This window comes from Metapseudomonas cellulosilytica (assembly GCF_049334135.1).
GTDB lineage: Bacteria > Pseudomonadota > Gammaproteobacteria > Pseudomonadales > Pseudomonadaceae > Metapseudomonas.
Genome location: NZ_JBHZGN010000020.1, coordinates 111,123 through 123,478, shown reverse-complemented (window position 1 = coordinate 123,478; position 12,356 = coordinate 111,123). Strand labels below are relative to the sequence as shown.

14 protein-coding genes and 1 rRNA gene are annotated in these 12,356 nt (G+C 65.0%); 9 read left to right on the top strand and 6 right to left on the bottom strand.

Annotation, left to right across the window (positions count from 1 at the left end):
- Nucleotides 1–5 precede the first annotated feature (5 nt).
- Nucleotides 6–121 (top strand): 5S ribosomal RNA (rrf, locus tag ACFW0H_RS22540).
- 253 nt (nt 122–374) lie between these two features.
- On the opposite strand, the gene queD is transcribed toward rrf, so the two are convergent.
- Both queD and norR read right to left on the bottom strand, forming a co-directional pair.
- Entirely contained in the window at nt 375–731 is a 357-nt protein-coding gene (queD, locus tag ACFW0H_RS22535) for a 6-carboxytetrahydropterin synthase QueD (protein WP_377695651.1), read from the bottom strand.
- Nucleotides 732–849: 118 nt separating this feature from the next.
- On the bottom strand, nt 850–2,400 hold the full coding sequence (norR, locus tag ACFW0H_RS22530) for a nitric oxide reductase transcriptional regulator NorR (RefSeq protein WP_422916072.1): 1,551 nt from the start codon (nt 2,398–2,400) through the stop codon (nt 850–852).
- Nucleotides 2,401–2,550: 150 nt separating this feature from the next.
- Between norR and hmpA the strand changes: the two genes are divergently transcribed.
- Genes hmpA through ACFW0H_RS22515 form a run of 3 tightly spaced genes read left to right on the top strand, consistent with a single transcriptional unit; the run spans nt 2,551 to nt 5,220 of the window.
- Nucleotides 2,551–3,732, top strand: coding sequence for an NO-inducible flavohemoprotein (gene hmpA / locus ACFW0H_RS22525; RefSeq protein ID WP_422916071.1), 1,182 nt, complete (start codon nt 2,551–2,553; stop codon nt 3,730–3,732).
- 53 nt (nt 3,733–3,785) lie between these two features.
- Nucleotides 3,786–4,043 carry a transmembrane sensor/regulator PpyR gene (locus ACFW0H_RS22520; RefSeq protein ID WP_422916070.1) on the top strand — a complete coding sequence of 86 codons (258 nt, stop codon included), beginning with the start codon at nt 3,786–3,788 and terminating at the stop codon, nt 4,041–4,043.
- Entirely contained in the window at nt 4,030–5,220 is a 1,191-nt protein-coding gene (locus ACFW0H_RS22515; RefSeq protein WP_422916069.1) for an NnrS family protein, read from the top strand. Before ACFW0H_RS22520 ends, ACFW0H_RS22515 begins: the two co-directional genes overlap by 14 nt.
- Here ACFW0H_RS22515 and ACFW0H_RS22510 read toward each other — a convergent pair.
- Nucleotides 5,172–6,068, bottom strand: a complete 897-nt coding sequence (locus ACFW0H_RS22510) for a hypothetical protein (RefSeq protein ID WP_422916068.1) — start codon at nt 6,066–6,068, stop codon at nt 5,172–5,174. The genes ACFW0H_RS22515 and ACFW0H_RS22510 overlap by 49 nt on opposite strands.
- Nucleotides 6,069–6,100: 32 nt before the next feature.
- Nucleotides 6,101–7,180, bottom strand: a complete 1,080-nt coding sequence (locus ACFW0H_RS22505; protein ID WP_422916067.1) for a patatin-like phospholipase domain-containing protein — start codon at nt 7,178–7,180, stop codon at nt 6,101–6,103.
- 171 nt (nt 7,181–7,351) lie between these two features.
- Here ACFW0H_RS22505 and ACFW0H_RS22500 point away from each other — a divergent pair, with 171 nt between their 5' ends.
- From ACFW0H_RS22500 to ACFW0H_RS22485, 4 genes are read left to right on the top strand one after another with little or no spacing between them, the layout of a single operon-like run.
- Complete coding sequence (locus ACFW0H_RS22500; RefSeq protein WP_422916066.1) at nt 7,352–7,660, top strand: PepSY domain-containing protein; 309 nt, start codon at nt 7,352–7,354, stop codon at nt 7,658–7,660.
- On the top strand, nt 7,660–7,974 hold the full coding sequence (locus tag ACFW0H_RS22495; RefSeq protein ID WP_422916065.1) for a PepSY domain-containing protein: 315 nt from the start codon (nt 7,660–7,662) through the stop codon (nt 7,972–7,974). Before ACFW0H_RS22500 ends, ACFW0H_RS22495 begins: the two co-directional genes overlap by 1 nt.
- On the top strand, nt 7,974–8,642 hold the full coding sequence (locus tag ACFW0H_RS22490; protein WP_422916064.1) for a response regulator transcription factor: 669 nt from the start codon (nt 7,974–7,976) through the stop codon (nt 8,640–8,642). The genes ACFW0H_RS22495 and ACFW0H_RS22490 overlap by 1 nt, the downstream gene beginning before the upstream one ends.
- Complete coding sequence (locus ACFW0H_RS22485) at nt 8,639–9,961, top strand: ATP-binding protein (protein ID WP_422916063.1); 1,323 nt, start codon at nt 8,639–8,641, stop codon at nt 9,959–9,961. The genes ACFW0H_RS22490 and ACFW0H_RS22485 overlap by 4 nt, the downstream gene beginning before the upstream one ends.
- 153 nt (nt 9,962–10,114) lie before the next feature.
- On the opposite strand, the gene ACFW0H_RS22480 is transcribed toward ACFW0H_RS22485, so the two are convergent.
- Nucleotides 10,115–10,654, bottom strand: coding sequence for an AAA family ATPase (locus ACFW0H_RS22480; RefSeq protein WP_422916062.1), 540 nt, complete (start codon nt 10,652–10,654; stop codon nt 10,115–10,117).
- On the bottom strand, nt 10,651–11,217 hold the full coding sequence (gene pnuC, locus ACFW0H_RS22475; protein WP_422916061.1) for a nicotinamide riboside transporter PnuC: 567 nt from the start codon (nt 11,215–11,217) through the stop codon (nt 10,651–10,653). The genes ACFW0H_RS22480 and pnuC overlap by 4 nt, the downstream gene beginning before the upstream one ends.
- Before the next feature lie 272 nt (nt 11,218–11,489).
- On the opposite strand from pnuC, the gene ACFW0H_RS22470 reads away from it, so the two are divergent.
- Nucleotides 11,490–12,320 carry an undecaprenyl-diphosphate phosphatase gene (locus ACFW0H_RS22470; RefSeq protein WP_422916060.1) on the top strand — a complete coding sequence of 277 codons (831 nt, stop codon included), beginning with the start codon at nt 11,490–11,492 and terminating at the stop codon, nt 12,318–12,320.
- Nucleotides 12,321–12,356: the final 36 nt, after the last annotated feature.

The following is a 12,356-nucleotide window of genomic DNA, read 5'->3' as shown; positions in this document are numbered from 1 at the left end:
AATTGCTTGACGACCATAGAGCGTTGGAACCACCTGATCCCATCCCGAACTCAGCAGTGAAACGACGCATCGCCGATGGTAGTGTGGAGCTTCTCCATGTGAGAGTAGGTCATCGTCAAGCTTCTATTCCAAACCCCCGATCCGCTCACGCGGGTCGGGGGTTTGTCTTTGCGCGCGGGAAAATCCGTGAAGATTGTTGCCGAGTCCGAGAGCCCCAAAATCGCACGCCCGTCGTAGGGTGGACAGCGCTTTTCTGTCCACCGGGTGGTCTTGAGCTGGTCGGTATCGGTGGAATTCGCTTCGCGATTTCCACCCGAAACTTGCCCCAAAACAAAGGCCACCCGAAGGTGGCCTTTTGCATTTCTAGCGCTCTGTCAGTCGCCGCGGTACTCGCAACCGCTGGTGCAGGTCTCGTGGATGCGAATGCGGGAGAGTTCCGGGAGCAGGGGCTTGAGTTGCTGCCAGATCCACTTGGCGAGGACTTCGCTGGTGGGGTTCTCCAGGCCGGGGATCTCGTTGAGGTAGTTGTGGTCGAGCTGCTCGTAGAGCGGCTTGAAGATCTCCTTGAGCTCCGAGAAGTCACGAATCCAGCCGGTATAGGGATCGGGTTCGCCCTCGATATAGATGGCTACGCGGAAGGAGTGACCATGCAGGCGGCCGCATTTGTGGCCTGCTGGCACGTGAGGGAGCCGGTGTGCGGCCTCGAATATGAATTCCTTGAAGATTTCCACTTGAGTAACGCTCTTGAAGTGACAGCCAGTTACCTGGCCAAAGCAGGAAGGCCTCGATTTTAACAGCTCTCGGGCCGCCCGACTGAAAAGACAGGTTCGGCCGGACGAAGCCCTTGCCTCACTTGATGCCCAGGCGTTTGGCCAGGCGCAGCAGATTGGCCCGATCCAGGCCTAGCTCGCGTGCGGCCGCGGCCCAATTTTGCTGCTGGCGGTCCAGGCTGGCGGTGATCAATTGGCGCTGGTACTGGTCCACGGCTTCGCGAAGATCACCCACCGCTTCAATCTCAGGCGCATCGACTGGCCTGCTGGTGGGGGCGGGTTGGTTGCTCGGCAAGGCCAGGTCGTTGGCCGTGAGGGTAAGGATGCGTGGCCGCTCGACACAGGCGGCCAAGGCCTTGAGGGCGGCGCGACCGATCAGGTGTTCCAGCTCTCGTACGTTACCGGGCCAGTTGTAGCCGAGCAGGGCGGCCTGGGCGTCCGGACTGAGGCGCAGGCTGCGCAAGCCAAGCCTGGCGCGATTCTCCTCGAGGAAATACCCCGTTAACAGGAGCACGTCGCGGCCACGTTCGCGCAGGGGTGGGACTCGCAGGGGATAGACGCTGAGGCGGTGATAGAGGTCGGCACGGAAGCGGCCGGCCCGTACTTCTTCCGCCAGGTCGCGATTGGTTGCCGCTATGACCCGTACATTGACCCTGTGCTCGCGATCCGACCCCACCCGTTGCAGTTGCCCGCTCTGCAGCACTCGCAGCAGCTTGGCCTGGATCGCCAAGGGGAGTTCACCGACCTCATCGAGGAAGAGGGTGCCCTCATCGGCCAGCTCGAACTTGCCCTTGCGCTCACTCACCGCGCCGGAGAAGGCGCCGCGCACGTGACCGAAAAGTTCGCTTTCCACCAGGGTTTCGGGGAGGGCGGCGCAGTTGAGGCTGATCAGCGGATGCCTGGCACGCAGCGAACGAGCGTGTATGGACTGCGCCACCAGCTCCTTGCCGACGCCGGTTTCTCCGCTGATCAGCACCGTCAGTTCGCTTCCCCCCACCAGGTTGATTTCTTCCATCAGCGCTTTGTGTGGGGGGCTTTGCCCGATCATTTCCTGCGAGCGCACCTGGCGGGCGGCCTGGCGATAGACCTCTGCCAGTTGCTGCTCGTCCTGGGCTCGGCGAGTGAGGCTGTCCATTCGCTCGACCGCCTTCACCGTTGCAGCAGCCAGGCTGGCGAAGCCCTCGAGCACCTCCAGGTCCTGGCCGTCGAAACGCGAAGGGTCCATGGCATCCAGCGTCAGCACGCCCCAGGGGCGGTCATCCAGGTAAAGCGGGCAACCCATGCAGTCGTGAACTTCCAGGTGCTCCTGGTGCCCCTCCACCAGGCCGTCGTAAGGGTCGGGCAGGCCGCAATCGGCCGCGAAGCGGGTAACACCGCGGTTCTCCATCAAGGCCTGCAGCCGGGGGTGCTCGGACACCTTGAAGCGCCGTCCCAGCGTGTCCTGGCTGAGGCCGTCCACTGCCATCGGCACCAACTGCTCGCCATCGAGACGGAGCAGGGCGGTGGCGTCGCAGGGTAGGAGCCCGCGCAGCGCCTCCAACAGGCGTCGGTAGCGTTCGCGCTCGGGGAGCTCGCGGGACAGATCGCTGACCAGGGGGATCAGGGTCTGCAGCAGTGGATGGGTTGTCATTTTGACTCCTGCGTGTCGATATGACCTGTCTGACAGTGTAGTCAAAAAAACATATCAATATGTAAGATATTGATTTTAAACGGATAAATAGTTGGCACGAAAGCTGGAATAGAAGAGGCAGAAAGACCCACACCCGATAATGGAGTTCTTATGCTGTCCAGCCAACAACGTGCCATCGTCAAATCCACCGTGCCCCTGCTGGAGACTGGGGGCGAGGCGCTGACCCATCATTTCTACAAGATCATGCTGGGTGAATATCCGGAAGTGCGTCCCTTGTTCAACCAGGCCCACCAGGCCAGCGGCGACCAGCCGCGCGCCCTGGCCAACGGGGTGCTGATGTACGCACGGCATATCGACCAGCTCGAAGCCCTTGGCCCGCTGGTAGGCAAGATCATCAACAAGCATGCGGCTCTGCAGGTGCTGCCCGAGCACTACCCGATCGTTGGCACCTGCCTGTTGCGTGCTATCCGTGAAGTACTGGGCGCCGAGGTGGCGACCGATGAGGTCATCGAGGCCTGGGCGGCCGCCTACCAGCAATTGGCTGGCCTGCTGATTGGCGCCGAAGAGGAAATCTACGCTGCCAGCGCGGCCGCTCCGGGTGGCTGGCGTGGCGCGCGCTGGTTCCGCCTGGTACGCAAGGAAGCGGAAAGTGCGGAGATCACGTCCTTCTACTTCGCCCCGGAAGATGGTGGCGAGCTGCTGGAGTTCATCCCCGGCCAGTACATCGGCATGCGCCTGAACCTCGACGGCGAGGAAGTGCGCCGCAACTACTCCCTGTCCGCCCTCGGCAATGGCCGCGAGTACCGCATCAGCGTCAAGCGCGAGCCGGGCGGCCGCGTTTCCAACTACCTGCATGACCAGTTCCAGGTAGGCCAGCGCATCGAACTGTTCGCCCCGGCTGGCGACTTCGTCCTGCGCCCCGGCAGCAAGCCCCTGGTGCTGATCACTGCCGGCGTCGGCATCACTCCGGCGCTGGCCATGCTGGAGGCAGCGCAGGACAGCGGCCGGCCGATCCACTTCATCCACTGCGCGCGCAACGGCGCGGTCCATGCCTTCCGTGACTGGATCGAGGAAAAGGCTGCTGCCATTCCGCAGCTCAACCGCTTCTTCTGCTACAGCGAGCCCCATGCGAATGATGAGGCCGATGCCACCGGCTTCCTGAGCCGCGAGCAACTGGCCGAGTGGCTGCCGGGCGAGCGCGACCTGGATGCGTACTTCCTCGGGCCCAAGCCCTTCATGGCCCAGGTGAAGAAGCATCTGCGGGAGCTGGGTGTGCCCGAGCGTCAGTGCCACTACGAGTTCTTTGGACCGGCCGGCGCCCTGGAGGCCTGACCATAGCCGCCCGGCGCCGAGGCGCGCCGGGCTTTCCACCGAGGAGCGCGATCATGACCCGCGTGTTCGGATGCCCCCTGCGATTGCTGCAGCTGTCTCACCTGTTCCTCTGGATCGGCCTGTTCCTGTTGCTGCTGGGGATCGCAGGCGCTTACTACCTCGATGCCCAACTGGGGCTGTCCATGCTGATCGGCGCCCATGGCATGGTCATCCTGGGTCCGACCTCGATCAAGCTGGGCTACGTAATGCGCCTCACGGCCCTGTACCAGATGCGCAAGAACGAAAGGGAGTTTGCCTGTGCAATTGCTTGATGCTTCCCGTGAACTGGCCATCCGGCCGATCTGGCGCCTGGGCTTCCGGCCCTTCTTTCTCTTCGGTACGGCATTCGCCCCACTGGCCGTGCTGATCTGGCTGGCCGCACTCAATGGCCATGCCGGTGCCTGGCAACCGGCGGGTGGTTGGCTGGCCTGGCATCGCCACGAAATGGTGTTTGGTTTCGGTGGCGCCATCATCGCCGGGTTCCTCCTTACCGCAGTGCAGAACTGGACCGGCAACCCCGGTCTGCGTGGTCGCGCCCTGGCGCTGCTGGCGATGTCCTGGCTGGGCGCGCGACTGGCCTGGCTGCTGGGCGCGCCGCTTGTGCTGTTGATTCCCCTTGAACTGACTTTCCTGCCCACCGTCGCTTGGGTGATGGGATGCAGCCTCTGGCGTGTGCGTCAGCGCGGCAACTATCCCGTGGTGGTGGTGCTGATTCTGCTGGCCGCGGCCGATGCCCTGGTGCTCTGGGGACTGGCGGCTGACAACGATGCGCTGCAGCGCCAGGGCGTACTGGCGGCGCTCTGGCTGGTGGCCGCCCTGATGGGGCTGATCGGTGGGCGCGTGATTCCATTCTTCACCCAGCGCGGCCTGGGGCGTACCCAGCAGGTGAAGGCGCTGCCCTGGCTGGACTGGGCAACCCTTGGTGCGGGCATGCTGCTGGCGGCGAGCTTTGCCACCGGCCTCGGCGCGCATCCCAGCCTGTTGCTGGCAGCGCTCTGCGCGGCTCTTGGCGTGGGCAATCTGGTGCGCCTCGCACGTTGGTATGACGCCGGCATCTGGCGGGTGGTGCTGCTCTGGCCTCTGCATCTGGCCTTCGCCTGGCTGGCTGCGGCCCCCCTGGGGCTGGCGGCCTGGCATTCTGGACTCCTGGCCACACCGAGCCTGGCCCAGCACGCACTGGGTGTCGGCGCCATGGGCGGGCTGATCCTGGCGATGATCGCGCGCGTCAGCCTGGGGCACAGTGGGCGGCCGCTGGACCCGCCGCGCGGCATGGGACTGGCCTTCGCCCTGCTCAATCTCGGCGCGCTGGCCAGGGTGTTCCTGACAACCTTGCTACCTGGCACCGCGCTCTGGCTCGCGGCGTTCTGCTGGGCCCTGGCATTCGCACTGTTCCTGCGGCACTACGCGGTGCTGCTGTGTACGCCAAGGCTGGATGGCAGGCCGGGCTGAGCGATGGACGACGCTTCGCCTGCGCCGGAGCAGGCGTGCAGGAGGTCGCGCAGGTGGCGCGCCAGGTAGTTCTGGAAGCGCGTGTCGTGCCAGTACTCCAGGTGACTCAGGGGCGTGTGGCGCCTGAACCAGGAGCCCACCGCCATGGGCCGATCCTCGTGGACCACGGCGGCATAGCCCTGGACCGGGCGCAGCGGGTAGCCAAGCAGATCGGCCGGCGCATAGACGTTCAGCCAGCGTGCTGCCTGGCTCAGGCGTTCGTCCAGGCAGTGCCCGGGAAAGCGGATTGGCTGTACCGGCTCATAGGCGAAAGTGAACAGCGGGATATTGCAGCCGAAGGTGACGAGCCCGACCAGGGTTTCCATCGCCAGGAAGGGATCGCGTGGACAGCTCGGCGTGGCATTGAGCTTCTGCTGGTCCCAGATGTAGTTGGAGATGATGTGCCCACCCAGGGAATGGGCCAGGATCACCAGCGGCGTGTTTGGCCCGACCTTGGCGCGCAGGGCGTTGAGGCCGTTGCGCACGCTCTGGTGCACCTGCTCGTAGGTGGTGTCGTAGGCCTGGCTGACCTTGCGGTAGCCGCTGGCATCGCCGAGGAAGAGGGTGACCATGCGCCGCATCCAGCGCCAGCGCACCGGCTCCCGTTCGAGTTTTTCCAGGTAGGCCAGCTCACGCTTGTCCAGCACGTTCGCCCAATAGAGCGACTGGAAGGCGATGCTCTGCGCATCGATGCCCAGGCGATTGCGCAGCCCCTGGATCAGGCCTTGGGCGAAGGTGTGCTGGCCCTCCGGATCCTGCGAGTCCTGTTGATTGCCGATGCCGTGAATGACGGCGACCGCGAGTTTCATCCCTGTACTCCTTTCGCTCCGTGCGTCTCAGGTCAGAGGTCCTGCAGGCGTTCGCCCAGCCTGCCGTTTTCCACCAGTTCGAGAAATTCATCCCCCAGGCGCTGGCTCTCGGCCATGGCCTTGCGCCAATAGCGTTCACGCCCGGCGTCATCGCCGAGATAGCGCTTGAAGTCCTTGCGGTCGGGCAGCTTGCCGTGGGGCAGGGTAGCCAGGTACTGGCGCGACGGGGAAACCAATAGCACGTCCTGCAGGTGTTCCGCATTGCCCTTGCGCCAGGGCAGGCCCTTGTCGAACCAGCCGGGCACCACCTTGTCGGTGAAGTGGGGGTAGAGCACCACGCCACCGGGGTTGTAGGGCAGGTCCAGGTGATAGTCGAGCAGGCCGCCGTCGCGGTAGGTGCCGGGGCCGGCGCCGGGGATGTCGCGAACCCCTTCCATCACCATGGGAATCGAGCCGGAGGCGAGCAGCGCATGGCGCAGGTTGCCCTGGTCCAGCGCGTGGTAGCGCGACGGGAAGTCGGAAAGCGCTGCCAGCGGCGGCGCCTGGCGGGCATCGTGGAGGATGATCCGTTCGAAGTGCCGGGCCAGCCGCGGGCGGCCCAGCAGGTTGCTGCCGATCACCGACGACAATCCGAGGCCAAGGGTGCTGCGGCGGTCATGGGCGAGCAGGCCGTGGCTCTTCACCACCACGACATTCAGCCGGTATTGGGGATTGGCCAGGACCTTGGCGTCCTGGCCCTGGAGCAGGTCGTCCAGCATCAGGCTGCAGAGGCGGCTGACCTCCGCCATGCTCACGCCCTTGGGAAAGCGCTGGCTGGTGTAGAGCTCGCCCAGTCGGCGGAGGCTTGCGGTCGCGTCCGGCAGGCAGGCACTGGCGAAGCGCCAGGAGCCGATGGAAGCGCCGATCAGGGCACGTTCGCGCGGTGCGCGCGGCAACCAGTCGCCGAACAGCGCCAGGTCCAGGCCCTGGATGCCAAGGGCCTTGGGGCCACCAGCGGCGCCGGGCAGAATGCCGACATCGGCGGGTTGGAGGCCTTGCTCACGGATGCGCGCCAGGGCGCGGCGTCCTGCGCGCAGGGTGAGGGCGGGAAACTTGATCTGAATGGCGCTCATGCAGGCCTCCTGAATGCAAGGCAGCGATTATAGTGGCGACCCGGTCGAGGCCAAGCCGCTTCAGGGCTTGAATGATCCGTCCCAAGCATTCAGGCAAATTCAGCTTGAATTAAGTGGCCCTGGGTATCTTGAGCCCATCGAAAGCACAGATGTTCCCAAGGAGAAAGGATCATGAAGAAGCTCGCTGCCCTGTTCGCCGTTGCCACGCTCGCTGCCACTGCCGGTATCGCCCAGGCTCGTGACCTCGGCCCGGACGAGGCCTTGAAGCTGCGCGACACCGGTACCATCCAGACGTTCGAGAAGCTCAATGCCGCAGCCCTGGCCAAGCATTCCGGCGGCACCATCAACGAGACCGAACTGGAAGAGGAATACGGCCGCTACGTCTACCAGGTCGAACTGCGTGACGCCCAGGGCGTGCAGTGGGATCTCGAACTCGACGCCACCAATGGCCAGATCCTCAAGGATCACCAGGACGACTGATGCGCTGGATCCTTCGCTACAGTGGGATCGTTGCCCTGGTCCTGGCCATCTTCGCCCTCGAGGCGGTGGCCAGGGACCTGGACCAGGACGAGGCCCTGAAGCTCCGTGAAGAGGGCGTCATCATGCCCCTCGACCAACTCCTGCGCAGCGCCCTTGGGCTCTACCCCGGGGCGCGCCTGCTGGAGGCCGAGCTGGAGGAAGAGGATGACGTCTACATTTACGAAGTGGAACTGGTCACCGCCACTGGTACGGTGCGCGAACTGGAACTGGATGCCCGCGACGGGCGCATCCTGAAGGACGAGGAAGACGACTGATGCGGTTGTTGCTGGTAGAGGACCATGTGCCCCTGGCCGATGAGCTCACCACCGGCCTCGGCCGCCAAGGCTACGCCGTGGATTGGCTCGCCGATGGCCGCGACGCCTTGCACCAGGGGGCCAGCGAACCCTATGACCTGATCATTCTCGACCTCGGCCTTCCCGGCAAACCGGGGCTCGAGGTGCTGAAGGAATGGCGCGCCGGCGGCCTCGCTACGCCAGTGCTGATCCTGACCGCGCGGGGCTCCTGGGCCGAGCGTATCGACGGCCTCAAGGCCGGGGCCGACGACTATCTCACCAAGCCTTTCCACCCCGAGGAACTGGCCCTGCGCATCCAGGCGCTGCTGCGTCGTGCCCATGGCCTGGCCAACCAGCCGCAACTGGAAGCGGCCGGCCTGCAGCTGGACGAAGCGCGCCAGTGCGTCACCCGCAATGGCGAGGAGGTCCAGCTGACTGCGGCCGAGTTCCGCCTGTTGCGCTACTTCATGCTGCATCCCGGCCAGCTGCTGTCGAAGAGTCATCTGGCCGAGCATCTCTACGATGGCGAAACCGAGCGGGACTCCAACGTGATCGAGGTGCACGTCAATCACCTGCGCCGCAAGCTCGGTCGCGAGGTGATCGAGACCCGCCGCGGCCAGGGCTACCGCTTCACCGGTGAGGGCCGATGAGGTCGATCCAGCGCCGGCTCAGCCTGGGGCTGGTCGGCGTGCTGCTACTGGTTGGGTTGGTTCTGGCGCAAACCAGCCTCTGGTTGTTCGACCTGGGGCTACGCCGCTACCTGGCCGAAGGCCTGCGCAGCGAAGCCGAACTGTTGCTGAGTGCGCTGGTGCGTGGCCCCAACGGTATCCAGCTGGACGAGAAACGCCTGAATCCCGCCCATCAGCAACCCTATTCCGGCCGCTATTTCATCATCGAGCTGGGAGAAGAGCCCTGGCGTTCCCGTTCCCTCTGGGATGCGGAATTGCCCATGCCGCAGCAGCAAGGTCTGGTCGAGGGGCTATTGCATGGGCCGGCTGAGCAGAAGCTTCTGGCCTGGCGTGGCGACTACCGGCGCTTCGGTCGCCAGGTGCGCATCGCCGTGGCACAGGACTACACCCCGGTACTGGAAAGCTTCCGCCGCGTGCAGTGGACCGGGTTCGCCCTGGGGGTGGCCGGGCTGCTGCTGATCCTTGCGCTGCAGCGTTTCACCGTGCGCCGGGCACTGCGCCCGCTGGAGGAGGTCCGCCAGCAGACCGCCCAGCTGCAGCAGGGGCAACGCAGCGAACTGGACAGCCGGGTTCCCGAGGAACTGGAACCCCTGGTGGCGCAGATCAACCACCTGCTCAGCCACACCGAAGACACCCTGAGGCGCTCCCGAAACGCCCTGGGCAATCTTGGCCATGCGTTGAAGACGCCCCTTGCCGTGCTGGTCAGCCTGGCCGATCGCGAAGAGTTGCGTGGCTACCCCGAACTGCAGGCCACTTTGCGCGAGCAACTGGAGCAGATCGAACAGCGCCTTGCTCGCGAACTGGGGCGCGCGCGCCTCGCGGGTGAGGCATTACCAGGGGCGCACTTCGATTGCGCCGAGGAACTGCCCGGCCTGTTCTCCACCCTGGCGCTGATCCATGACCGCGGCCTCGATCTGGACTGGGACGCCCCCGAGGGGCTGCGACTGCCCTGGGACCGGGAAGACTTGCTGGAACTGCTCGGCAACCTGCTGGACAACGCCTGCAAATGGGCGGAAACCCAGGTCAACCTGACCATTCGGGGCGAGGCGAACGGCTACAGCCTGATAGTGGACGACGATGGCCCGGGCATCGCCGAAGACCAGCGCGAGGCGGTGATCAGCCGTGGCGCGCGCCTGGACGAGCAGGTGGCCGGGCATGGCCTGGGGCTAGGCATCGTGCGCGACATAGTCGAATCCTGGCATGGCCGCCTTAGCCTGCAGGAAAGCCCGTTGGGGGGACTGCGAGTGCGCATCGAACTGCCCGGCGCCAGCGCTTCCTGAAGGCGTTGCTTCGCCCTTATGCGGACGCATTCGCGGCCGGGGCCCGCCTCGTCTGTAGGGTGGACAGCGCTCTTTTGTCCACCAATGAGCCTTGAGCCCGGCGCACATCTGGTGGAATTCGCTTCGCGATCTCCACCCTACGGGACAGCGAAGTCATTCGCGATCGAAAGGTTCGTGTATCCAGCGAGCGATCCGCTGCAGGACATGTGCTCGACGAGTTTCCCAATCGCCCTCGATGACCTCATAGGCTTGGCCGGTGCCTTCGAGCCAGGCGCGGCAATCCTCGAAGAACGCCTGGCGTTCGGCCGGGTCAGGCTGGCAGCGCTGGCCGTCGTCCACCCATTCCACCTGTTGCGGGCTCAGCAGCAGATGCAGGTCATAGCTGCGTGCCAGCAGCTCGCGTTCCAGCCAGACGGGGCAGTCGCCGAACAATTTCCGGCTCCAGAGGATATTGCTGAGCAGGTGGGTGTCGAGGATCAGCAGGGGAGGCGCTTCGGCCCGGGCGCGGTCCTCCCATTCGAGCTGGCCGCGGGCAATGGCCGGTATGTCGGCATAGCAGGTATCGCGCTGTTCGCGGTCGATGAAGTGACGGACGTACTCGCCTACCAGCAGCCCGCCGAACTTGACCTGCAATTCAGCCGCCAGCCAGCTCTTGCCGCTGGATTCCGGCCCGGTAAGCACCAGCACTTTCATGCCGCGGCCGGCTCCAGTTCATGCCGCCAGGTGCGCCAGCCCTGCATGGCCAGTAGGGTGAAGAGCCCGTAGAGCGCGGCTGTCAGGTACAGGTCCTTGCCGAGGAACAGCAGGACGAAGAGCAGGTCCAGCACTATCCAGAGCAGCCAGCATTCCAGGCGCTTGTGCGCCATCCAGAACTGGGCCACCAGGCTGAACGCGGTGAGCGCCGCGTCCCACCAGGGTGCTGCGGCATCCGTCCAGGTCGCCATGCCATAGCCCAGGGCCAGGCTGCCGGCGGCGCCGGCCAGCAGGCCCTGGCCCAGTGCTCCCACGCCCAGGCGGCTGACCTGGCGCCCGTCATGCAAAAGTCCGCCCCGGGTCCATTGCCACCAGCCGTACAGTTGCAGGACGGCGTAGACCAATTGCAGGAGCATGTCGGAGTACAGCTTCACCTCGAAGAAGATCCAGCTGTACATCAGCACCATCACCAGCCCGATCGGCCAGCACCAGGGGTTCTGCCTGACGGTGAGCCATACGGCCAGTACACCGAGGGCTGCGGCGGCGAGTTCGAGAAGAGACACCTTGCCAATCTCATGGAAGAAAACCGCCGATTGTAACGGCTCGTCCGGGTTTCGGCTGGGGGCTGTCATGGCCGTCGCCTATTGGCCGCGATTTCGGGTCGGCTCTCTGTTAGCATTCCGGCGCTCCGGGGCGGCGCTGAAGGCGCGTTCGTCCCCGGAACCTGCTCGCTGGCATCCGGTCTCATCGCCGTTCGGCACCCGGGTGGGGGCCAGCTACCTGCACATTCGTACACAAAGGCAGCCTGAAGGGCGTGCCTCGGGGGAGAGTTTCGATGGATTTGTGGACGGCCATGCAGGCCATCATTCTGGGGGTTGTCGAAGGCTTGACGGAGTTCCTGCCGATCTCCAGCACCGGTCACCAGATCGTGGTCGCGGACCTGCTGGGTTTCACCGGCGAACGGGCGATCGCCTTCAACGTCATCATTCAGCTGGCCGCCATTCTGGCGGTGGTATGGGAGTACCGGCGGAAGATCTTCGACGTCGTGGTCGGCCTGCCCACTCAGCGCAGCGCCCAGCGTTTCACCATGAACCTGCTGGTGGCCTTCTTTCCGGCGGTGATCCTCGGCGTGGCCTTCGCTGATGTGATCCACCATTACTTGTTCAATCCCATCACGGTGGCCAGCGCCCTGGTGGTGGGCGGTGTAGTGATGCTCTGGGCCGAGCAGCGCCAGCACAAGGTACAGGCCGAGAGCGTCGATGAGATGACCTGGAAGCACGCCCTCAAGGTCGGCTGCGCCCAGTGCCTGGCACTGGTGCCGGGCACCTCGCGCTCGGGCGCCACCATCATCGGTGGTCTGCTGTTCGGCTTGTCGCGCAAGGCGGCTACCGAGTTCTCCTTCTTCCTCGCCATGCCCACCATGGTCGGCGCGGCGGTCTACTCGGGCTACAAGTACCGCGACCTGTTCCAGCCCGGCGACCTGCCGGTGTTCGCCGTTGGCTTCGTGGTGTCCTTCATCTTCGCGATGATCGCCGTGCGCAGCCTGCTGAAGTTCATCGGCAGCCACAGCTACGCGGCCTTCGCCTGGTACCGCATCGGCTTCGGCCTGCTGATCCTGGCGACCTGGCAGTTCGGCATGATCGACTGGTCGACCGCCCAGAGCTGATCGGCCCCGATCGACGGGAAGGCGCGCCACTCGGCG